19 protein-coding genes are annotated in these 21712 nt (G+C 73.0%); 16 read left to right on the top strand and 3 right to left on the bottom strand.

What is annotated here, in order from left to right; genetic code table 11:
• Positions 1–71: 71 nt before the first annotated feature.
• From ACQP60_RS10460 to ACQP60_RS10445, 4 genes are all read left to right on the top strand, one after another.
• Positions 72–578 carry a GNAT family N-acetyltransferase gene (locus ACQP60_RS10460; RefSeq protein WP_429731799.1) on the top strand — a complete coding sequence of 169 codons (507 nt, stop codon included), beginning with the start codon at positions 72–74 and terminating at the stop codon, positions 576–578.
• Between the two features lie 33 nt (positions 579–611).
• Positions 612–1235, top strand: coding sequence for a TetR/AcrR family transcriptional regulator (locus ACQP60_RS10455; protein ID WP_429731796.1), 624 nt, complete (start codon positions 612–614; stop codon positions 1233–1235).
• Positions 1236–1426: 191 nt separating this feature from the next.
• Positions 1427–2782 carry an MFS transporter gene (locus tag ACQP60_RS10450; protein WP_429731793.1) on the top strand — a complete coding sequence of 452 codons (1356 nt, stop codon included), beginning with the start codon at positions 1427–1429 and terminating at the stop codon, positions 2780–2782.
• Between the two features lie 142 nt (positions 2783–2924).
• Positions 2925–5687: a winged helix-turn-helix domain-containing protein gene (locus ACQP60_RS10445; RefSeq protein ID WP_429731790.1), complete on the top strand. Its 2763-nt coding sequence runs from the start codon at positions 2925–2927 to the stop codon at positions 5685–5687.
• On the opposite strand, the gene ACQP60_RS10440 is transcribed toward ACQP60_RS10445, so the two are convergent.
• Positions 5660–6316 carry a hypothetical protein gene (locus tag ACQP60_RS10440; protein ID WP_429731788.1) on the bottom strand — a complete coding sequence of 219 codons (657 nt, stop codon included), beginning with the start codon at positions 6314–6316 and terminating at the stop codon, positions 5660–5662. The two genes, ACQP60_RS10445 and ACQP60_RS10440, sit on opposite strands and share 28 nt — an antisense overlap.
• Before the next feature lie 153 nt (positions 6317–6469).
• Here ACQP60_RS10440 and ACQP60_RS10435 point away from each other — a divergent pair, with 153 nt between their 5' ends.
• The gene (locus ACQP60_RS10435; protein WP_429731785.1) at positions 6470–8092 is read left to right on the top strand and encodes an MFS transporter; all 1623 of its coding nucleotides are present in this window, start codon (positions 6470–6472) and stop codon (positions 8090–8092) included.
• A 9-nt stretch (positions 8093–8101) separates the two neighbouring features.
• On the opposite strand, the gene ACQP60_RS10430 is transcribed toward ACQP60_RS10435, so the two are convergent.
• Positions 8102–10825, bottom strand: coding sequence for a cation-translocating P-type ATPase (locus tag ACQP60_RS10430; protein WP_429731783.1), 2724 nt, complete (start codon positions 10823–10825; stop codon positions 8102–8104).
• 194 nt (positions 10826–11019) lie between these two features.
• Between ACQP60_RS10430 and ACQP60_RS10425 the strand changes: the two genes are divergently transcribed.
• From ACQP60_RS10425 to ACQP60_RS10410, 4 genes are read left to right on the top strand one after another with little or no spacing between them, the layout of a single operon-like run.
• Entirely contained in the window at positions 11020–11463 is a 444-nt protein-coding gene (locus ACQP60_RS10425) for a DUF6325 family protein (protein WP_429731780.1), read from the top strand.
• 1 nt (position 11464) lies between these two features.
• Complete coding sequence (locus ACQP60_RS10420) at positions 11465–11758, top strand: SHOCT domain-containing protein (RefSeq protein ID WP_429731777.1); 294 nt, start codon at positions 11465–11467, stop codon at positions 11756–11758.
• A gap of 19 nt (positions 11759–11777) precedes the next feature.
• Complete coding sequence (gene gadC, locus ACQP60_RS10415; protein ID WP_429731774.1) at positions 11778–13277, top strand: glutamate/gamma-aminobutyrate antiporter GadC; 1500 nt, start codon at positions 11778–11780, stop codon at positions 13275–13277.
• Positions 13274–13720, top strand: coding sequence for a hypothetical protein (locus ACQP60_RS10410; protein ID WP_429731772.1), 447 nt, complete (start codon positions 13274–13276; stop codon positions 13718–13720). The genes gadC and ACQP60_RS10410 overlap by 4 nt, the downstream gene beginning before the upstream one ends.
• Before the next feature lie 13 nt (positions 13721–13733).
• Here ACQP60_RS10410 and ACQP60_RS10405 read toward each other — a convergent pair whose 3' ends face one another.
• Entirely contained in the window at positions 13734–14231 is a 498-nt protein-coding gene (locus ACQP60_RS10405; protein ID WP_429731769.1) for a pyridoxamine 5'-phosphate oxidase family protein, read from the bottom strand.
• Between the two features lie 286 nt (positions 14232–14517).
• Here ACQP60_RS10405 and ACQP60_RS10400 point away from each other — a divergent pair, with 286 nt between their 5' ends.
• The 7 genes from ACQP60_RS10400 to ACQP60_RS10370 all read left to right on the top strand — a co-directional run bounded on the left by ACQP60_RS10400 (position 14518) and on the right by ACQP60_RS10370 (position 21706).
• The gene (locus ACQP60_RS10400) at positions 14518–15543 is read left to right on the top strand and encodes a LacI family DNA-binding transcriptional regulator (protein ID WP_429731766.1); all 1026 of its coding nucleotides are present in this window, start codon (positions 14518–14520) and stop codon (positions 15541–15543) included.
• 74 nt (positions 15544–15617) lie between these two features.
• Complete coding sequence (locus ACQP60_RS10395) at positions 15618–16931, top strand: ABC transporter substrate-binding protein (RefSeq protein WP_429731763.1); 1314 nt, start codon at positions 15618–15620, stop codon at positions 16929–16931.
• Positions 16924–17847: a carbohydrate ABC transporter permease gene (locus ACQP60_RS10390; RefSeq protein ID WP_429731760.1), complete on the top strand. Its 924-nt coding sequence runs from the start codon at positions 16924–16926 to the stop codon at positions 17845–17847. Before ACQP60_RS10395 ends, ACQP60_RS10390 begins: the two co-directional genes overlap by 8 nt.
• The gene (locus ACQP60_RS10385) at positions 17844–18740 is read left to right on the top strand and encodes a carbohydrate ABC transporter permease (protein ID WP_429731757.1); all 897 of its coding nucleotides are present in this window, start codon (positions 17844–17846) and stop codon (positions 18738–18740) included. Before ACQP60_RS10390 ends, ACQP60_RS10385 begins: the two co-directional genes overlap by 4 nt.
• A gap of 31 nt (positions 18741–18771) precedes the next feature.
• Positions 18772–19863: a glycoside hydrolase family 172 protein gene (locus ACQP60_RS10380; RefSeq protein ID WP_429731754.1), complete on the top strand. Its 1092-nt coding sequence runs from the start codon at positions 18772–18774 to the stop codon at positions 19861–19863.
• Positions 19864–20093: 230 nt separating this feature from the next.
• On the top strand, positions 20094–20696 hold the full coding sequence (locus tag ACQP60_RS10375) for a DUF6318 family protein (protein WP_429731751.1): 603 nt from the start codon (positions 20094–20096) through the stop codon (positions 20694–20696).
• The gene (locus ACQP60_RS10370) at positions 20693–21706 is read left to right on the top strand and encodes a hypothetical protein (RefSeq protein WP_429731749.1); all 1014 of its coding nucleotides are present in this window, start codon (positions 20693–20695) and stop codon (positions 21704–21706) included. The genes ACQP60_RS10375 and ACQP60_RS10370 overlap by 4 nt, the downstream gene beginning before the upstream one ends.
• Positions 21707–21712 lie beyond the last annotated feature (6 nt).

The raw sequence follows: 21712 nt of genomic DNA, 5'->3' as shown, positions 1-21712 counted from the left end.
TGGTGAACCGCTGACGATCGAGCGCGATAAACTGTACACAGTTGTTCGACTTAGCGGAAGGGTGGGCGACGATGTCGCGCACGACGACGGGGGCGACCGGCCCGGTGGAGCTCCGGCCGGCGACCGTGGACGACGCGGAGGACGTCGCGCGGATCTGGCGCGCGGGCTGGGCGGACGCGCACCTGGGGCACGTGCCCGACGCGCTCGTCGCGGCACGCACCCCCGCGTCGTTCCCGGAGCGCGCCCGCGGTCGCGTCGCGGACACGACCGTCGCGGTGCATGACGGCGCCGTCGTCGGGTTCGTCATGACCGCCGGGGACGAGGTGGACCAGCTCTACGTCGGCCGCGCGGCCCGTGGCGGCGATGTCGGCGCCGCGCTGCTGCGCCACGCCGACCTGGCGATCCGGGCCGCCGGGCACCCCCGCGCGTGGCTCGCCGTCGCGACGGGGAACGCGCCCGCTCGTCGCTTCTACGCGCGGCAGGGCTGGGTCGACGAGGGCCGGTTCGCACACCGGGCGCCGGTGCCGGGCGGCACGGTCGAGGTCGACTGCCACCGCTTCACCAGCCCAGACCGCTAACCTGGACACCCCTGTACAACCTTGGAGGAGCCCGTGGCCACGACGCCCGCCCAGACGACGCAGCCGACTGCCGGAGCTCCGGCCAGGGGCGGCCGGGACCGCGCCAAGCGCGCCGACGCCGTCCGGAACGTCGAGGCGATCCTGGCCGCGGCTACCCGGGTGCTGGCCACCGACCCGGACGCGAGCATCAACGAGATCGCCAAGGCCGCGGGCGTCGGCCGGGTCACGCTCTACGGGCACTTCGACTCGCGGGCCACGCTCGTGCGCGAGGTCGTGGACCGCGCCATCGCGCAGACCGACGAGGCGCTGGCGCAGGTGGACCTCGACGGCGACCCGCGTGACGCCCTCGGCCGCCTGCTCGAGGCCACCTGGCACCTGACCCACCGGTTCGGCGCGGTGGTCGTCGCCGGCTCCCAGGTGATGCCGCCCGAGGAGATGCGCCGCGCGCACGAGGGCCCCGCGCAGCGCGTCCGGGGCCTGCTCGAGCGCGGCCGCGCGGCCGGCGAGCTCCGCGACGACCAGCCGGTCGAGTGGCAGATCAGCATGGTGCAGGCGATCCTCCACGGCGCTTCAGCCGCCGTGCACCGGGGCGAGATCACCGCGGACGAGGCCCCCGCCCTCGTCCGGGGCACGACGCTGGGCGCTCTCAGCGCCTGAGATCGCCGCGAGGACATCACCCGCACGACCCTCTTGTCGAACATGCCTGTTCGAGTTAACTTACTCGAACAGGCATGTTCGACTTATCCGTGCTCGACACCTCGAGGGACCGTGCCATGACGTCACCAGAGAAGCCCGAACAGACGACCCCTGAGCCGACGACTCCGGAGCCGACCGCCCCGGACCGATCCGTGCAGGACGACGCCGCGCCCGACCCCCGGCGCTGGCGCATCCTCGCGCTGCTCGGCGTCGCCCAGCTGATGCTCATCGTCGACGTCACCGTCGTCGCGATCGCCCTCCCCGAGATGGGAGCCGACCTCGGCCTCGACCGCTCCGGCCTGACCTGGGTGGCGAGCGTGTACGCCCTCGTCTTCGGCGGTCTGATGCTGCTGGGCGGCAAGGCCGCCGACGTCCTGGGGCCGCGCCGCGTCGTGCTCGCCGGCCTCACGTTGTTCACCGTCGCCTCGCTGCTCGCCGGGCTGGCGCGGTCCCCCGAGCTGCTGCTCGTCGCCCGCGGCCTGCAGGGCATGGGCGCGGCGGCCATGTCGCCCGCCGCGCTGTCCGTCATCGTGCGCACGTTCAGCGGGCCCGAGCTGTCGCGCGCCATCGGCGTCTGGTCGGCGCTCGGCGGCGCGGGTGCCGCCGTCGGCGTGCTGGTGGGCGGCGTCCTGACCTCGGGTCCCGGGTGGCCGTGGGTGTTCTGGGTGAACGTCCCGGTCGGGGCGCTGCTCCTGGCGGCCCTGTCCCGGTGGGTGCGGCCGTGGCCCGGGTCGGGCGGCCGGCTCGACGTCCTCGGCGCCGCCCTCGCCACCGCCGCGACCGCCGCCGTCGTGTACGGGCTCGTCACGGCCGGCGACGACGGGTGGCTCAGCGCGCCGACCCTCGTCGCGCTGCTCGTCGGCGTCGTCGGGTACGTGCTGCTCGCGCGCCACCTGCGCGCGTCCGCCGCGCCCCTGGTGGACCCGGCCCTGCTCGCCCGTCGGCCGGTGCTGCGCGGGCTCGGCCTGATCTTCGTCGCGACGGCCCTGATGATCTCGGTGTTCTTCCTCGGCTCGTTCACGCTGCAGCAGCTGCACGGGTTCAGCCCTCTGGACACAGGGCTGACCTTCCTGCCGGTCGCGGTCGGCACGATCCTGGGATCGACCGTCGCCGGGCGGGTGCTACCCCGCCTCGGGGTGCGCGCCGTGTCCGTCGCCGGGCTGCTCGTGGCCGCCGTCGGGCTGGCCGCGGCGGCGGGGATCTTCTCGATGACGGTGCTGGTGGTGGGCATCACCGTCGCCGGGTTCGGCGTGGGCGCCGTGTTCGTGGCCGCCGCGGGCAGCCTGTTCTCCGCCGCGGGGCCGCACGAGGCGGGCGTGGCCTCCGGCGCGCTGAGCACGTTCCACGAGTTCGGCGCCGCGACGGGCGTCTCGGCCGTGTCCAGCGTCGCCGCCGCGGCCCTGGTGGACCCGGGCTTCGAGACCTTCGCCGCCGGCTACTGGTTCGCGGCCGTCGTCGCCCTGGTCGCCGCGCTCGCGTCGCTCGCGCCCGCCCGGGCCGGTCGCTGACAGGACTCGCCACCGGGCCGGGCCGGGTGATATCTCGTCGTCGCGTGGCCGCGCGCGGGGCGGAAGAGAGACGCTGGGTGCAGCCGTGCCCGCACCGCGCGCGGGCTCGTACCGGCAGGAGCGCACTCGGGCGGAGCCACCGATGACACGTGCACAGGAACCGGGAGCGCTCGACCTCGACGCCCCGGACGCGGGCCGCCGCAGCCTCCTGTCGTCGGTCTCGCCGGCGAAGCTGCGCCCGGCCGTCAGCCCCGAGTACCTCGTGCCGCGGCCGCGGCTCGTCCGGCTGCTGGACGGCGCGGTGCGGGCCCCGCTCACGCTCGTCGTCGCGCCGGCCGGCTCCGGCAAGACCTCGCTGGTGCGCGACTGGGCCGCGCGGAGCTCCCTCCCGCACGCGTGGCTGTCCGTCGACGAGCACGACCGCGACCCCGCCCAGCTCTGGCGGGGGATCCTCGTCGCCCTCGAGGGGATCGCCCCGGGATGCTCCGAGCCCGCGGCCCGGGCGCTGTGGCAGCAGCGACCGCTCGACGACGCGCTCGCCGTGCTGCTCGACGACCTCGAGGCGCGCCCCTACGACGCGCGCGTGCTCGTGGTCGACGACCTGGAGCTGGTCGACGACGAGCCCGTGACGGCGTCGTTGCGGACCTTCGTGCAGCGGCTCCCCGGCTGGCTGCACGTGGTGCTGGTGAGCCGCCGCGTGCCGCAGCTCCCGGTGGACCGGCTGCGGGCGCGCGGAATGCTCGGCGAGGTCCGCTTCCCCGAGCTCCGCTTCTCGGACGCGGAGGCGTCCGCGATGCTCGCCCGGCTCGCCCCCGCGATGCCGGCCGACCGCGTGGACGAGATGTCCCGCCAGGCGGAGGGGTGGGCCGCGAGCATCCAGCTCGCCGCGCTCGCCGCCCGGACGGCCGCTGCGCGGGCCGACGACATCCAGGACGACGAGGTCCAGGCCGACGAGGTCCAGGCCGGCGAGGACCCCGGCGACGGCCGGTCGGCCCCGGACGCCGTGCGCCGCGGCGACGGCGCCCGTTACCTCGAGGACTACGTCTGGCACGAGGTGCTGCGGGGCGAGGCGTCGGACGTCGTGGCGGCGCTCACGGCCACGGCCGTCGTCGACCGCGTCGACCCGCGCCTCGCGCAGGCCCTGGCCGGCCGCGAGGACGCCCCCGACCTGCTGGCGCGCGCCGAGGAGCGCGGCCTCTTCGTGGCCCGGATCGAGCCCGCGGGGTCGTACGAGCTGCACGGGCTGGTCCGCGAGGCGCTGGTCGCGCGGCTGCGCCGGCAGGATCCCGCGCGGATCGCAGAGCTCCACCGGCTCGCGGCCCGGTGGTACGAGGCGGACGGCCAGCCGGTGCACGCCCTCGAGCACCTGCTGCGGGCGCAGGAGCACCGCGATGCGCTCCGGCTCCTCGCGTCCTGCGTCACCGCCCTCTACGAGAGCGGTCGCCGGTCCACGGTCCTGCGCACGCTCGCCGCGATCCCCGCGAGCGTCGCGCTCGCCGACCCGGGCGCCGCGACCGACGTCGCCTGGTGCCGGCTCTACGTGGACCGGCCGGGCTTCGTGCAGACCGTCGACGGGCTCGACGCCCGGGCGCTCAACGTCGAACCGGGCGCCGACGACGTGAGGACCGCGCCGTCCGTGCGCGCTCGGCTCGAGGTGCTGCGGGCGGTCGTGGCGGCGATCCGCGGCGACTGGGCCGGCGGCGCGGGGCTCGCCCGGGCGGGCCTCGCCACCATGGGCGACTCCTGGCTGCTCGACCCGGTGGTGCGGTACGGCTGGAACCTGGTCGCCCGGGAGATCGCGCTCGCCGAGCGGTGGGACGACGCCAGCGCCGAGGTGCGCAAGCTCGCGCTCACGATCGCCGCCGCACCTGAGCGGCGGCTCGCGCTCGAGGGCACGCGGGCGCTCGGCGCGGCGCTCGACGGGCGCCCAGTCGACGCCCTGCGGCTCGTCGCGGGCACGCGGGAGGCGTCCGAGCAGACCAGCGCGACCATGCTCCGCACCGAGCTGCTGACGGCCGAGGGCATCGCCCTCCGGGAGATCGGCGACCGGGCCGCCGCCCTGCCGCTGCTCGCCCGCCTCGCCGGCGAGGACTGCGACCCGCTGCCGCACTGCCGGCTCCTCGCCTGCCTGGAGCTGGCCCGGGCGCACCTCGACCAGGGGGACCTGGAGGCCGCGGGACAGGCCTTCGCCCAGGCGGCCGAGATCGTGGGGACCGAGGTCACCGGTCCGGGCGGGCGGAGCCTCCTGGCCCGGACAGGGTGCCTCGTCGCGCTGGCCCGGGGTGCGACGGACGAGGCGCGACGCTGGGTGGTGCAGGTCGACGACCCGTTCTGGTCACCCGTCAAGGGTGCGCTCGTGCTCGTCGCGGAAGGAGAGCCCGGGGCCGTCGCCGGCCTGGTCGTGGACGCCGAGCCCCGGAACGCGCGACACCGCGTGGTCCTCGACCTGCTGCTCGCCCGCACCGCCGCGCGCCCGGCGGAGGCCGAGGCGCACCTGCTGGAGGCCGTCGGCACGGCCTCCGCGCACGGACTGGTGCAGACCGTCGCGAGCGCGGGTCCCGAGGTCGTCGAGGCGATCGAGCGGCTGGCGTGGCGCCTGCCGCCGGGCTGGTTGTCGCGCTTGCGCCGCCTCCCCGCGAGCGGGTCGGTGCTCTCGAGCGCGGCGCTGCGCGAGCGCACCCGGTCGCTGACCGACCGTCAGCTCGGGATCCTGCGGATGCTGCCGAGCCGGCTCACCCTGAGGGAGATCGCGGACGAGCTGTACATCTCCGTGAACACCCTCAAGTTCCACCTCAAGATCATCTACCGCGAGCTCGACTGCGGGTCGCGCGCGGAGGCCGTCGAGCTGGCGCGCGCCCTGATCAGTCCAGGGCACGCTCAGCCGTCGAGCACCCTGCGACGCTGAGCCTCGTACTGGTCGAGGGTGAGGACGCCCCGCTCCACCAGCTCCGCGAGGGCGCGGAGCTGGGCTGCGGGGTCGACGGCGAGCTCGGGCCGCGCGGCCGTCGCCGGCCCGCGGACCAGCAGGTCGGCGACGCTTCGGCGCCCGGTGTCCGAGACGGGCCCGGCGTCGTGCGAGGAGGGCGGCGCCGTGACCGACCCGGCCGCGCGGACGCGGACGCGGGCCAGCCGCTCGCCCCCGACGATCCGCCCCCCGACCGCCCGGGCGGCGGCCGACAGCGGCGCGGCCCAGCGGTCCTCGAGGAGCAGCAGAAGCGCGGCCGCGTCCGGCTCGACCGCCACCGCCGCGAGCGCGACGTCGTGCGCGCTGAGCCGGACCCGGGGGCGCTCGAGCGCCGCGAGCGGCGCCAGCTGCTCGACGTCCCGCAGGGTGTGGGCGGTGGCCGAGGCCTGGTCGGGCCCGCGGCGGAGCAGGACCGCGTCGACCAGCCCGAGCACCCCCGACCGGACCAGCCCGGTGACCGTCGCCGCGACGCCGCTCAGGAGCTCCACCGCCGGAACGGCGATCATCACGTACTCCAGGAGGTCGTCGTCGGGCCCGTGCGCCGTGCCCACCCCCGGCGCATCGGTCATCGGACTCCCCTCCCCCGCGGTCGTGTCGTGCCGGGCCAGGCTGGCCCGAGGGCGGGTGGGGCGGCACCACCCCCCGACGGATGGCGCTCCCCCACCCGCGCCCGACGGATGCTCCGAGCACGACGGTACGGGCGACGGCGGGAGAGGACCACGATGGCGACGGGACCGGCGGCCGGACCCACCGGCGGCACCCGAGGGCTCGTGCTGCTCACCCTCGCCTCGGGTCAGTTCCTCATGACCCTCGACAGCTCGGTCATGAACGTGTCGATCGCGCAGGTCGCCGAGGACGTCGGGACCACCGTGACGGGCGTCCAGACCGCCATCACGCTCTACACGCTGGTGATGGCCACGATGATGATGACGGGCGGCAAGATCGGCACCATGATCGGGCGCCGCCGGGCGTTCGCCGTCGGCTGCGTGATTTACGGGGCCGGCTCGCTGACGACCTCCCTCGCGCCCAGCCTCGGCGTCCTGCTGCTCGGCTGGTCGGTGCTCGAGGGGCTCGGCGCGGCACTCATCATGCCCGCCATCGTGGCGCTCGTCGCCGCGAACTTCCCGCCCGCAGGGCGCCCCCGCGCCTACGGGCTCGTCGCCTCCGCGGGAGCGATCGCGGTGGCGGCCGGCCCTCTGATCGGCGGCGCGGTCACCACGCTCTGGACGTGGCGGTACGTGTTCGCGGGCGAGGTGGTCGTGGTCCTGGCGATCCTGGCCCTCACCCGCCGCATCGCCGACTCCGTGCCCGCCGTCCGGTCGCGGATCGACCTCGTGGGGGTCGTCCTGTCAGCGCTGGGCCTAGGCGTCGCGGTGTTCGGCGTGCTCCGCTCGAGCGAGTGGGGATGGGTCCGCGCCAAGCCCGGTGCCCCGGCGGTCGCCGGCATCTCCGCGACCCTGTGGCTGATCGTCGTCGGCCTCGTCGTGATCCGCGTGTTCCTCGGGTGGCAGGGACGGCGGACGGCGCGCGGGCTGGAGCCGCTGGTCGACGTCGCGCTGCTGCGCAACCCGCAGCTGGCAGGCGGCCTCGTCATGTTCCTTTTCCAGTTCCTGCTCCAGGCGGGTCTGTTCTTCACCATCCCGCTCTACCTGTCGGTGGCCCTCGGGCTCAGCGCGTTCGAGACCGGGCTGCGCCTGCTGCCCCTGTCGGTGGCGCTGCTGCTCGCGGCGGTCGCCGTCCCGAGGTTCTGGCCCGAGGCGTCGCCGCGGCGCGTCGTCACGATCGGCCTGGTCGCGCTGCTGGCCGGCATCGTGTCGCTGGTGCTCGCCCTCGACGTCGGCACCGGGCCCGAGATCGTGTCGGTGCCGCTCCTGCTCGCCGGGATCGGGGTCGGTGCGCTGTCGTCACAGCTCGGCGCCGTGACCGTCTCCGCCGTGCCGGACCGGCTCAGCGGCGAGGTCGGAGGCCTCCAGAACACGTCGACCAACCTCGGCGCGTCCCTCGGGACGGCGCTCGCGGGGTCGGTACTCGTCGCGGCGCTCACCGCGAGCTTCCTGGCCGGGATCGAGGACCATCCCGCCGTGCCGGACGAGCTGGCGGCGAGAGCCACCGTGCAGCTCGCCGCGGGGATCCCGTTCCTTTCCGACGCTCAGCTGCGGGAGGAGCTGGGCGACGCCGGGCTGCCGCCCGAGCAGGTCGAGGCCGTCGTCGAGGAGAACACGGCGGCGCGCGTCGACGGCCTGCGGACCAGCCTGGCGGTGCTGTCCGTGCTCGCCGCGGTGGCGGTGCTGCTGACCCGCCTCCTGCCCACGCGGACGGTCGGCGCCCGCACGCCCTCCGGGTGACCGGGTCCGTCAGGCGCGGACCGCGGGGCGACGCCGCCGGGCCACCAGCTTCCACAGCTCCTCGACCACCACGAGGGAGAGCGCGAGGCCGGCGGCGGCGCACCACTGCCCGAACGACAGGCCGGTGGTGCCGAAGATCCGCGCGAGCAGGTCGATGCCCGTCACGGCGACGATCGCGAGCAGCGCCAGGCCGTACCGGCGCAGCTGGACCGCCCCGGGCAGGGCGTCCCGGTCGAAGATCGTGCCCTCCGGGTCCCGCGAGAGCAGCGCCCCGGCAAGGTGGAAGAGCGAGAGCGTGGTCAGCAGCATCGTCGTCGCGACGACCGCACCGCCCTGGCCGTCGCCGATCTGGTAGGCGACCAGGGAGCCGACGGTCATGACGAGCCCCTGCGCGCAGAGCCGGACCCACCCTCCGCGCGAGATCACCGGCGCTGACACGGGCCGCGGCGCCCTCGACATCAGCCCCCGCGCGGGCTGGTCGAAACCCAGCGCGATCGCGAGCGGGATGTCCACGACCATGTTGAGCCACAAGATCTGCAGGGGGTCCAGGGGCACGCCGTCCGCGATCCCGAGGGTGCCGGCGCCGAGGAAGATCGCGATGTAGGCGACGAGCGTCGACATCTGGAAGCGCAGGTACTTGACCAGGTTGTCGTAGAGCGCCCGCCCGTAGGCCACGGCGCCGACGATGGTGGCGAAGTTGTCGTCGGTGAGCACCATGACGGCGGCCTCCTTGGAGACCTCGGTGCCGGTGATGCCCATGGCGACGCCGATGTCGGCCGTCTTGAGCGCGGGGGCGTCGTTCACGCCGTCCCCGGTCATCGCGACCACCTCGCCCTGCTCCTGGAGGAGCCGGACCAGGCGGACCTTGTCCTCCGGCGCGACCCGGGCGACCACGCCGATCTCGTCGAGGTCGCGGAGCAGGCGTTCGTCGCTCGTCGCCGCGAACTCGCGGCCCGTGACGGCCCGCCCCTCGATGCCGAGCTCCGCGGCGATGGCGGCGGCGGTCGTGGCGTGGTCGCCGGTGATCATCCGGACGCGGATGCCGGCCCCGCGGCACTCGGCGATCGCCGCCCTCGCCTCGGAGCGAGGCGGGTCGACGATGCCGACCATCGCCAGCAGCGTGAGCCCGTCCACGAGGCGGACGAGGTCGCCGGGCGTGGTGCCCTCGAGCGCCCCCGGCTCCAGGTCTCGCCGGGCGACCACCATCACGCGCTCGCCCGCGGCGGCGATCTCGTCGTTGGCGGCGAGCGCGCGCCGGCGCCCGTCGTCGGTCAGGGCGGTCACCGTCCCGTCCGGGCGCAGGACGGCGGTGGACCGGCCGATCAGCACGTCCGGCGCGCCCTTGACGTAGCAGCGCACGACCGCCCGCCCGTCGGCGACGAGCTCGTGGAACGTCGCCATGAACTTGTACGCGGAGTCGAACGGCACCTCCGCGACCCGGGGCAAGGCCGCCCGCGTGCCCGCGACGTCGAGCCCGCCCTTCGCGCCGAGCACGATGAGCGCACCCTCCGTGGGATCCCCGACGATGTCTTCACCGTCCAGCACGGCGTCCGCGCACAGCACCATGGGCAGCAGGTAGGGGTCGAGGTCGATCCGCTGCCCCCCGACGTGGCGGATCTCGCCGGCGGTGGAGTACCCCTCACCGGTCACGGTGAAGCGGCCGTGGCCCGGGACCACGAGCTGGCGGGCGGTCATCTTGTTGAGCGTCAGGGTGCCGGTCTTGTCCGAGCAGATCGCCGAGGTCGAGCCGAGGGTCTCCACCGCCGGCAGCCGCTTGACGATCGCGTTGCGGCGCGCGATCTCGCGCGTGCCCATCGACAGCAGCGCCGTGACCACGGCGGGAAGGCCGGTCGGGATCGCGGCCACGGCGAGCGCGACGCCGGTGACGAACAGCGTGTCGAACGGCTGGCCCTGAGCCAGGCCGAGCATGACGACGAGCACGAGCGCGACGCCTGCGACCGACGCGATGATCCGCGACAGCGCGTCGAGCTGGCGCTGCAGCGGCGTCCGCGCGGACTCGGTGCCGGCCAGCATGTCGGCGATGTGCCCGATCTCGGTGCCCATCCCGGTCGCCGTCACGATCAGTTCGCCGCGGCCCCGGGTCACCGCCGTGTTCATGAACGCCATGCAGACCCGGTCGCCGAGCGGGACCCCCTCGCCCGGCACGGGGTCGACCGACTTCGCGACGGGCAGGCTCTCGCCCGTCAGCGCGGCCTCCTCGATCTCGAGGGCGGCCGCGACCCACAGCCGTCCGTCGGCGGGGACCCGGTCGCCGGCCTCGACGAGGACGACGTCGCCAGGCACCAGCTCAGCCGCGTCGATCTCCACCGCCAAGCCGTCGCGCCGTACCCGGCAGACCGTCCGCATCATCTGTGCCAGCGCCCGGACGCTCTCCTCGGCCTTGGCCTCCTGCCGCAGCCCGATGACGGCGTTGAAGACCGTCAGGCCGGCGAGCACGACCGTCGTCCCGGTATCGCCTGTGACCACCTGGTTCACCACGGCGGCGACGAGCAGCACGACCTGCATGAAGTCCTGGTACTGGCGCAGGAACGCGCGCCATCCAGGCTCGCGGGCCTTGGCCGCGAGCTCGTTGCGCCCGTGCGACGCGAGCCGCGCCCGCGCCTCCTCGGCCGTCAGCCCGTGGGTGGGGTCGACGCCGACCGCGCGTGCGACGTCCCCCGCCTGGGCGGAGGCGGGATCGACCGAGGTCGGTCCGGGGTCGGTGAAGGTCATGCTCTGCTCCAGGTGGCGGCGAGACGGGGCGGCGCGACTGGTGGTGGTCGTCCCGACCGATGCTGCGGGCGACCCGGGTGGCGACGCTCCACCCCGCCCGGGGTGGGGTGCGACCACCCGCGACGGTGCCAGCCTGTCCGTCGCGGCCGCACGGGTCGCGACCGACATGCTGGCACCGTCGCAGGAGGACCTCGATGACCGAGCAGCAGACCGAGCAGCAGGTGGGACCGATCGACTACCTCGTCCTGGAGTTCCCCGGCGCGAGGCTGCAGGGCAAGGGGCTGCCCGCGCTCCTGGACCTCGTGGAGCGCGGGATCATCCGGATCCTCGACCTGCGGGTGGCGAAGGTGACGGAGACCGGCGTCGTGGGCGTGGCGCTCACGGACCTCGACGACGACGGGCAGTTGGACCTCGCGGTGTTCGAGGGGGCGACGTCGGGCCTGCTCGACGACGACGACCTGGCGCGCGGCGCCTCCCTCGTGGAACCAGGCAGCGCCGTCGGGATGATCGTGTACGAGAACACGTGGGCGGGCCCCTTCGTCGCCGCCATGCGCGAGGCGGGCGCGGAGGTCGTCTCCAGCGGCCGCATCCCGGTCGACGACGTCGTCGCGGCGCTCGACAAGCTCGAGGAGGAGTGAGATGGGACTGCTACGAGGGGTCGCCCGGACCGCGGTGGTCGCGGGGACCGCGACCGCGGTGTCGAACCGGGTGTCACGACGTCAGGCCGGCCGCTGGGCCGCGCAGGAGCAGTACGCGGAGCCGCAGCAGCAGTACGCGCCGCCGCCTCAGCAGTACGCACCGCCACCGGCGCCGGCGGCGGCCGGCGGCGACGACGTCATCGCACAGCTGGAGAAGCTGGGCCGGCTCCGTGACAGCGGCGTCCTCACGGACGAGGAGTTCGCCGCCCAGAAGGCCAAGCTGCTCGGGTCCTGAACGGGACCGGGAGACGACGATGAGTGCCACGGACACGCCGCGCCCCGCAGCGGCCGGCACGAGGACGAGGCCGCCGGCGACGGCGTGGATCTCGTGGGTCGCGCTCGCCATGATGACGACCAGCTCGGTGGCCAGCCTGCGGGCCGCGCCGACGATGGCGGTCTACGGGCTCGCCTGCGTGTTCCTCTACCTGCTGCCCGCGGTGGTCTTCCTGCTGCCCACGTCGCTGGTGTCCGCCGAGCTCGCCTCGGGCTGGAAGGGCGGCGTCTACAACTGGGTCGCGCTCGGCATCTCCAAGCCGATGGGCTTCCTGGCCGTGTGGTGCCAGTTCGCGATGACGATCTTCTACTACCCGAGCCTGCTCGGGTTCGTCGCGAGCACCCTCGCGTACGTCTTCAACCCGTCCCTGGCCAGCAGCGGCGTCTGGACCGCGCTCGTCATCATCGTCGTGTACTGGAGCGGCGTGTGGGTGTCGTCCCGCGGCACCAAGGGCGTGGCCGGCCTCGCGAGCGGCGGGCTCATCATCGGCACCCTCATCCCCGGCGTCGTGCTCGTGACGCTGGGCATGGTGTTCCTCGGCCAGGGCAACGAGTCGGCGGCGCCGATGACCAGCGACCACATCTTCCCCGTGTGGGCCGGCCTCGCGAGCCTCGTGCTCATCGTGAACAACTTCCTGTCGTACTCCGGCATGGAGATGAACGCCGTGCACGTCTCCTCGCTGAAGAACCCGGCCAAGGAGTTCCCCAAGGCGATGTTCCTCGCGATGGGGATGGTGCTGCTGATCTTCATCCTCCCGGCGCTGGCGATCAGCTGGGTGGTGCCCGCCGAGGAGCTGTCCCTCACCGCCGGCGTCATGCAGGCCTTCGACGCGGTGTTCGCGAGCTTCGGCTCGCAGTGGCTCACCCCGATCGTGGGCGTCATGCTGGTCACCGCGTCGCTGGGCGGGATGCTCACGTGGCTGGCCGGGCCGTCCAAGGGCCTGCTGCTCATCTCGCGGCAGGAGGGCTACCTGCCACCGTTCCTGCAGCGCCTGAACAAGCACGGCGTGCAGCAGAACATCCTGGTCGTGCAGGGCGTCGTGACGACGGCGATCGGCCTGATGTACGCGCTGATCCCCGACGTCTCCAGTGCCTACTGGATCTTCTCGGTGATCACCACTCAGGTCTACCTGATCATGTACCTGCTCATGTTCGTCGCCGCCGTCGGCCTCCGCCGTCGGTACCCGGACCATCCGCGCGGCTTCCGGGCGCCGATGCTCGTGGCGCTGTGCGGCGTCGGGTTCGCGGCCTCGCTCGCGGCCCTGCTGGTGGGCTTCGTTCCGCCGTCCCAGTTCGGGGGCGGCAACGCCGGCCTGTACTTCCTCATCGTGGGCGGCGGGGCGCTGGGGCTCGGTCTCCTCGTCCCCTACCTGTTCTACCGGTTCCGCAAGCCGTCGTGGCGGCAGCCCGACGACGGCGGCGAGGCGGGCACCGACGTCGCGGGCGCGCCCCCTGACGGCTCGGGGGTGAGCGAGGCATGAGCACCGTCGACGAGACCCAGCCGCCCCGCGAGCGCCGGACGCTGTACGTGGTGGTGACCGTCGTGGTCCTCGCGCTCGTCGTCCTCGGACTGATCTTCTACCGGTCGGGCGAGCAGACCCGCGACGCCGAGGCCAAGGCCGAGCAGCTCATCGCGGCGCTCGACGCCGCCGGGGCCCGCACGCCGTCCCAGGACCAGGTGATGCGGGTGCTCGCGGACGACGGCGGCGCGGTGTGCGCGAACCCGAACGACGCGCTGAGCCGTGCCGCCTACCTCGCCCAGCTCGCCAACGGGGCCGGCGGCCCGGGGGCACGGCCCGTGATCGCGGACAGCCGGGCCGTGCGCGGGCAGGTGCTGATCATGGGGATCTACTGCCCCGACGAGCTCGCGGAGTTCCAGGAGTTCGCCGACGGACTGACCACGGAGGACCTCACGACGCCGTGACGGGCGGGCCCGTTCACCCCTGCCCCGCCGTCCCGCGCGCGGCGAGCTCCTGGAGGAACGCCGGGATCCGGCCCGTGCCGAAGTCGTAGTAGCGGGCCCAGGTCGGCACGACGGCGATGCGCGCCATGCGGTCGTAGAGCGCGCGGCAGGCCTGCTCGAACTGCTCGAGCTCCGCCCCGGCCATGCCCTTGCCGGCGGCGGCGAGGTACTCCGGCACGAGGCCGTCGACGACCGTGATCTCCGCGCGGCCGCGCACCGACAGCGACTTCGCCCCCGACGGCGAGTCGCCGTCGACGAGGGACAGGGCCACGTCCGGGCGGGCCCGCAGCGCGGCGACCTTGGGCGCCGTCTCGGCGGTGGAGACCACCAGCTCCCGCCCGGTCCACCAGAACCCCGCGGGGACCACCCGCGGGGTGCCGTCCTGCGCCGTGTAGGCCAGGTGCAGGGCGGACGGCGAGCCGAGGAGCTCCCTCGCGTCCGCCAGCTCGCGGTCGATCTCCTGCTGCTCCATCGTGTGCGTCCCTCCGTCGGTCGCGGCGCCGGCCGCCGCCCTCACCCCGGGGACGGAGCGGGCCGCGAGTCCTCGACATCGGCGTGCTCCCGCCATCGAACCGCGACCGCGAGCGCGGCGCCCGCCGGGGACCGTCGGCGTCGCCCCGAGCCGGGCCGCCGTGGATCCCGGATGTCACTGTGATACAGGTCACATCCGGGCTGTTGCGTCAACGCGTTTGACGTTCCTAGCGTCCGTCAAACGTTCGACGTCAAACGTTGGACGCATCGCCCAGCCAGGAGACCGCATGCTCACGATGAAGGACATCGCCGACGACCTCGGCGTCTCCGTCTCCACGGTCTCGCTCGTGCTGAACGACCGCGACCGCGGCCGCGTCCGGCATGAGATCGCCGAGCAGGTCCGCGCCCGCGCCGAGGAGCTCGGATATGTGCCGAACCTCCTGGCCCGAGGGCTGCGGACCCGCAAGTCCCACACGCTCGGCCTGCTCGCCGACCGCGTCGCGACCGTACCGTTCGGCGGGCAGATGATCGCCGGAGCCCAGCACGCGGCCTGGCAGGAGGGCTACCTCCTCGTCGTGATCGACACCGGCGGCGACCGCGACCTGGACGAGCCCGCCGCACGATCGATGCTCCAGCGCGACGTCGAGGCACTGGTCGTGGCGGCCGACTACCACCGCGAGGTGGCTCTCCCGGAGCACCCGCACCAGATGCCCGCCGTCGTCCTCGACGGCTGGCCGGCTCCCGGCCAGGCCGCGGACGCCGTCGTGCCCGACGAGGCGATGGGTGGCCGCCTGGCCACGGAGCACCTGCTCGACGCCGGGCACCACCGGATCGTGCTCGTCACCGTCTCCGGTGACCGCTACGTCGCGGCACGACTACGTCGGCAGGGCTACGAGGAGGCGCTCCGCTCGGCCGGGATCACGCCCGACCCCGGCCTGGTGTGGCGGGCTCCCGACACATCCACCCGCGCGGCGGTGCCGGTCGTCCGCGAGATCCTCCGCTCGGCCGACCGACCCACCGCGCTCTTCTGCTTCTCCGACCAGATCGCCATGGCCGTGGTGCAGGTCGCCGCGCAGGAGGGCCTCGACGTCCCGCGAGACCTGTCGGTCGTCGGGTTCGACAACCAGCAGTTCGTGGCCGACGCCATGCTGCCCGGCCTGACCACCGTCCAGCTCCCGCACTTCGACATGGGCGCCTGGGCCGCACGTCGTGCGATCGCCCGCGTGCGGGGCGAGTTGGACACCCAGCCCGAGACCCGCCGGATGCCCTGCCCGCTGGTCGTGCGCGAGTCCGTGGCACCACCCGCGCCCTGACGAGGGCCGCACCCGCTCCTCAGCGCCACCCCTCAGACCTGATCGACGACGACACCTCAGCAAGGAGGCTGCCCATGCGTCATGCCCGCATCGCGGCGCTCGGCTCCGCTCTCGCGGCCTGCACCGCCCTGACCCTCACCGCGTGCGCCGGCGCGCCAAGCGGCGACAACACCGGCGACACGTTCACGATCCTCCAGTACGAGAGCCCCACGTCCGCCCAGTACAAGGGCTGGCAACGGGCGGTGGAGATCTTCGAGGAGCGCCACCCCGACGTCGAGGTCGAGTTCCAGACGACGAGCTTCGACGCCGTCCGGCAGAACGCCAAGATCCTGCTCGCCGGCGACGACGTCCCGGACGTCATCGAGTTCAACAAGGGCAACGCCGACGGCGGGCTGCTGGCCGCCCAGGGCCTGCTCGTCCCGCTCACCGACCAGGTCGCGAAGCACGGCTGGGACGAGAAGGTGACCGGTGCGATGGCGTCGCTCGCCCGCTACGACGACCTGGGCAACGCCGGCAGCGGCGACTGGTACGGCGTCCCGAACATCGGCGAGTACGTCGTCCTCTACTACAACAAGGAGAAGTTCGCCGAGGTGGGGATCACCGAGCCGCCCGAGACGCTCGACCAGCTCGAGGGCGCGATGGACAAGCTCCTGGCGGCCGGCATCACCCCGATCTCCAGCTCCGCGTCCTCCAGCCAGGGGTTCAACCAGATGTGGCTCTGGTACTCCCTGGTGTCCGCGGAGGCGACGCGGCAGCAGATCGACGACTTCATGTTCCTGCGGGGCGACGTCGACTTCTCCGCCGAACCGTGGCGCTCGGCCGCGCTCCGGTTCCAGGAGTGGATCGACGAGGGGTACGTGGGCTCGGACATCGCCGGACTCACGTTCGAGCAGGCCACGGTGAACTTCCTCCAGGGCGACGCCGCCATGGTCATGTGGAACAACAGCGAGTTCGAGCGCATCTCGAACGACGCGTCCTTCGACTGGGGCTACTTCACCATGCCCGGCGCGAACCTCACGATGGGATCCTCCGGCCACCTGTGGGGCGTGCCGACCCACGCCGACAACAAGGACCTCGCCTACGACTGGATCGACATCACCCTCTCGCCCGAGGTGCAGAACCTCATCGGGCAGGGTGGCGGGCTGCCGCTGGCAGGCGACACGTCGACCATCACCGACCCCCAGGTGCACGACTACACCGCTCGCTTCGACGAGCTGAAGGACGACGACGTCATGTCGTTCTACCCCGACTACCCGCTGCCCGGGTTCCTCGACTTCATCCAGACCCACATGCAGGCGATGGCCAACGGCAACGAGACGGCGCAGGAGTACCTCGCGTCGCTGCAGGAGTTCTACGACGAGGGCAAGGAGTTCCAGACCAGTGAGTGACACCATCACCCGGCGCCCCCGAAGGGGCCGGGGCAGCTACGCCTGGTACCTCGCGCCGATCGTCGTCGGCTTCCTCGCCGTCGTCGCGGTCCCGTTCGCCGCGAACGTCGCGATCAGCTTCACCTCCTGGCGCGGAGGGCTCGACGAGCTGACCTTCCAGGGCCTGGACAACTACCGGCGGCTCCTCTCGGACGCGACCTTCTGGGACTCGCTCGGCAACTCCCTGTACATGGTCGTCGCCATCGTCGTCGTGCCGACCGTGCTCGGCCTGCTCATCGCCGCGACCCTCTTCGACGTCGTCGGACGACGGTTCGGCGGCCGGGCGGCCGCCGTCCTGCGCGCCACCTACTACCTGCCGCAGATCGTCCCGATCGCGGTCGCGGGGTTCGTCTGGGCCTGGGTGCTGGACACTCAGGACGGCGTGCTGACCAAGGTTCTCCAGGGCATGGGGTTCGCGCACACCCCCGACTGGCTGGGCGACCCCGACGTCGCGCTGTACTCGGTGATGCTCATGCTCGTCTGGTTGCAGATCGGCTATCCCGTGGTCATCTTCATGGCGGCCCTGCAGCGCGTGGACCCCGAGCTGTACGAGGCTGCCGAGCTCGACGGCGCCGGCTGGTTCCGGCGCTTCCAGGCCATCACGCTGCCGCAGATCCGGCCAGAGGTCTTCGTCGTCGTCCTGACCGGCACCGTCGCCTCGCTCAAGGTGTTCGCCCCGATCCTGCTGCTCACGAACGGCGGCCCCGAGGGCTCCACCGTGGTGCCCTCCTACTACGCGTACCGCAACTTCTTCGAGCTCTCCCGCGTCGGGTACGGGGCCACGATCTCCACGGTGATGGCCCTGGCGATCTTCGTGGTCGCGAGCGCCCTCCTGGTGTGGCAGAGCAAGGCCGACCGGAACGAGGCAGGACGATGAGCACGCTGACCCCGACCACGCCGGCGACCCCGGCGACCGCTCCCCCGACCAGTGCCCGGTCCCGCCGCCACCGGCGCGGAGCCGCCGCCTGGACGACCCTCGTCCTCGTCACGGCGGGCGCGGTCGTCACGGCGGCCCCGTTCCTCCTGCTGCTGCTCAACGCGTTCAAGTCCAGCGCGGACTACTCGACGCACGGACCGCTGGCCTGGCCGACGTCGTTCACGCTCGACGCGTTCGCCGACTACCTCGGCCGGGTGGACTTCCCCCTGGCGCTCGCGAACTCGGTGGTCGTCTCGGTGGTCGTGTCGTTCGCCGGCGTCGCCATCGGGCTGCTGGCCGCGTACGCCCTCGGCATCGGCAGGATCCGCGGCCGGACCTCGGTGGTCGCCGTCCTGCTGCTCGCCACGATGCTCCCCCACGAGGCGCTGATCTACCCGTTGTTCTACGGCGCGCAGGCCACCGGCACGCTGAACACGATCTGGTCCGTGATCATCGTGTTCACCGTGCTGCAGGGCGCGTACGCGACGTACCTGCTCTCGTCGGTGATGTCGACCGTGCCGCCGTCGCTGCTCGAGGCCGCGGCGCTCGACGGCGCCTCCCGCTGGCGGATCCTCACCCAGGTCGTCGCGCCGGTCCTCCGGCCGACCATGGGGGTGCTCGTCGTCTTCTTCTTCATCTGGACGTGGAACGAGTTCTACATCCCCCTCGTGCTGCTCGCCGACCCCGCCTCGCAGACCGTGCCCATCGCGCTCTCCACGCTGCGCGGCCAGCACTCCATCGACATCACCGTGCTGAACGCCGGCTCGCTGCTCTCGCTGCTCCCGACCCTCGCGTTCTTCGTCTTCTTCCAGCGCACCCTGAGCCGCGGCGTCACCGCCGGGGCCGTCAAGTGACCCCGTGACCACCGAAAGGACACTCCCCCCGATGACCGCCCTCTGGCGCCCCGCCGCGCCCTCGGTCCGCAGCCGCTCGATCAACGCCGAGAACCCGACGGGCGCCCCCGGCGCCGCCGCGGCCACGGCGTCCGACCTCGGTCCGGGGCGCAAGGGCACGGCCTACCTGCCCATCGGCCCCGGGGAGACCCTCACCCTCGCCGAGATCGAGGGGCCCGGCGTGATCCGGCACCTGTGGTTCACCGTGCCCGACCGCACGGACGCCGGGCCGTACGTGCTGCGCGACCTCGTGCTTCGGATGTACTGGGACGGCTCGGAGCTGCCCGCCGTCGAGGTCCCCCTCGGCGACTTCTTCTGCAACGGGTTCGCCGAGCGCGCCCTGGTCACCTCCGACCAGGTCGTCGTCGCCCCGACCGGCGGGATGAACGCGTACTTCCAGATGCCGTTCCGGTCCGGCGCCCGGATCACCCTGACCAGCGAGCACGGCGGCCCCATCCCGCACGTCTTCTACCAGGTCGACTACACCGTGGGCGACGACGTCGGCGACGACGCCATGTACTTCCACGCGCAGTGGCGCCGCTCCAACGGCACGACCGCGCTGGGCGAGGACCACGTCATCCTGGACGACGTCGAGGGCCCGGGCCGGTACCTCGGGACGTTCGTCGCCCTCGCGTCGCTGCACCGCTTCTGGTGGGGGGAGGGCGAGGTGAAGTTCTACCTCGACGACGACACCGACCTGCCGACCCAGTGCTCCACGGGCCTGGAGGACTACGCCGGGGGCGCCTGGGCCTTCCAGGACGAGCTGCGCACGACGCCGGAGCCCGAGGTGCTCACGTTCAGCGCCCCCTACTGCGGCTACCCGCAGTACCTGCGGCGCGACCCCACCGGCGCGGCGCCGTTCGTGCACGACGCTCCGCCGATGCACGGCCTCTACCGGTGGCACGTCCCGGACCCGATCCTGTTCCGCGACCGGCTCCGCGTCACCGTGCAGCAGATCGGCACCTGGGACCACGGCCTCTTCGAGCGCAGCGACGACGTCGCCACCGTGGCGTACTGGTACCAGTCGGCGCCGACCCGCCCGTTCCCCGACCTGCCGCCGGCGGCCCAGCGGTCTCCCCGCTGATCCCGGGGCGCGGGCGCGCACGACTCGTGCGTGGCCCGCGCCGCGACGAGCGGCCGCGCGCACCGGAGACGCTGCCGACTCTTGGGTCCGACCGGGCGCCGCCCGGTCGGGCCCTTGGGGTCTCGCCTCCGAGCACCTGCGCCGATGCGGTTGTCCACAGACACCCGGGCAACAGAATGTCGATCTGCTCTACAGTGACCGCGACGTCACCGCCGACAGGGAGCCCCGTCATGACCCGCAGCCGGGCCATTCTCGCCGCCACCTCCATCGCCGCTGCCGCTGTGCTCCTCGTCGCCGGCTGTGACGACGACCCGCCCGCCACGCCGTCGCCAGAGCCCACTGCCACTGGCTCCAGCTCTGAGCCCTCGGCGTCCCCGTCACCCACGTCCAAGGGCGTGGTCGTCGCGCCCGAGCGGCCCAAGGAGATGGACGACGACGGCCCTGCAGGCGCCGAAGCCGCCGCCGTGTACTTCCTCGAGCTTGACGGCTACATCATGACGACCGGTGACACCTCCGGGTACGAAGCGATGTCGCTCAAGAGCTGCAAATTCTGCGCCAACAGGCTGGAACAAGCCAGGGAGATCGCCGCCGAAAAGCTGACTTGGACGGGTGGAGACGTTGCCGCCGATGTCACACACACCTACGAACAAGATGCCGCCACCGGGATCTGGCCAATTGACGTCGATGCGACCATCTCCGCGGTGTCGGTAACTGATCCGTCGGGTGATGAGGTATTCGCGGATCCGCGGACCCGTACCAAGTACCGCGTTGAGATCGCCAAGGCTGATGGGAACTGGCAGGTCGTTGGCATCGCGGACCAGCCGAAGCCATGACCGCAACCGAAACCGGAGTCGCAGTCACCATCGGGCTCATCTTGGCGCTCACAAGTTCAATCGGGGCTTCAGCACGGACACATTCGGCCAATACCGAGCCCCCGGTTTCGATCGCTGGCGCAGCCGACGATGGACGCGATTCAATCCAGACGGAAGGTACTGGCAGCGCATGGAAGCAAGGCCCGGACGGTCGTGAGCCCGCCAACGACAAGCCGAAGGATCGCTACGCCCGCACCGACGCGGTGACGTGCGGGACGCTGGGCGAGAACCTGGATGCCCTGAGCGGCATCGTCACGGCACCGGGCGCGTGCCCTGAGGGCACGGACGTCGTGGAGATCACCATGCCCTGCGAGGACGGCGAGTACGCCCTCGACGCACTCTGGGTGCAGCGCGTCCAGGAGGACGGCTCCTACGGCGACGCCGAGCAGCTGTCGGACGACCAGTGCATCACGCCCGCCGACATCGCGGCACAGGCGCTCCGCGAGTTCAAGACCATGAAGATCCAGGCACCGGAAGCGACCATGCAGGGCAACCCGCCCATGGTGGTCAACGTGCACTACCCGGCCTACACGGCTGCCGCGCCCCAGGACCGTACGGTCACCCTTCTCGGTGTGCCGGTCGTCCTCCGCGCGGACCCGACCGAGTTCACCTGGGACTTCGACGACCCGTACTCGGCCACCGGCACGCTCACGACCACGTCCCCAGGCCGCCCATGGCACCAGGGCGACGCCACCCCGGACGAGAGCTGGGTCGGGCATACGTACACGCGGCTCGGCACGCCCGGCCAGGACCCGGGCACCGGTGTCGACGCCGAGGGTGACACCTACCGCTCGGGCGTCACCGTCACCCTCACCACGACCTGGCAGGGCCGCTTCCGCGTCCAGGGCACCAGCGACTGGACCGACATCCCCGGCACGATCACCACCACGTCGACTACCGAGCCCACCACCGTCACCGAGGCCCGCACCCGGCTCGTCTGCGAGGACCTCGAGGGCAACGCGACCTGCTGAGCCTCG

The organism is Isoptericola variabilis, assembly GCF_050311655.1.
Classification (GTDB): domain Bacteria; phylum Actinomycetota; class Actinomycetes; order Actinomycetales; family Cellulomonadaceae; genus Isoptericola; species Isoptericola variabilis.
Note: the sequence above shows the minus strand (reverse complement) of the source record. Positions and strands in the feature narration are given on the sequence as shown.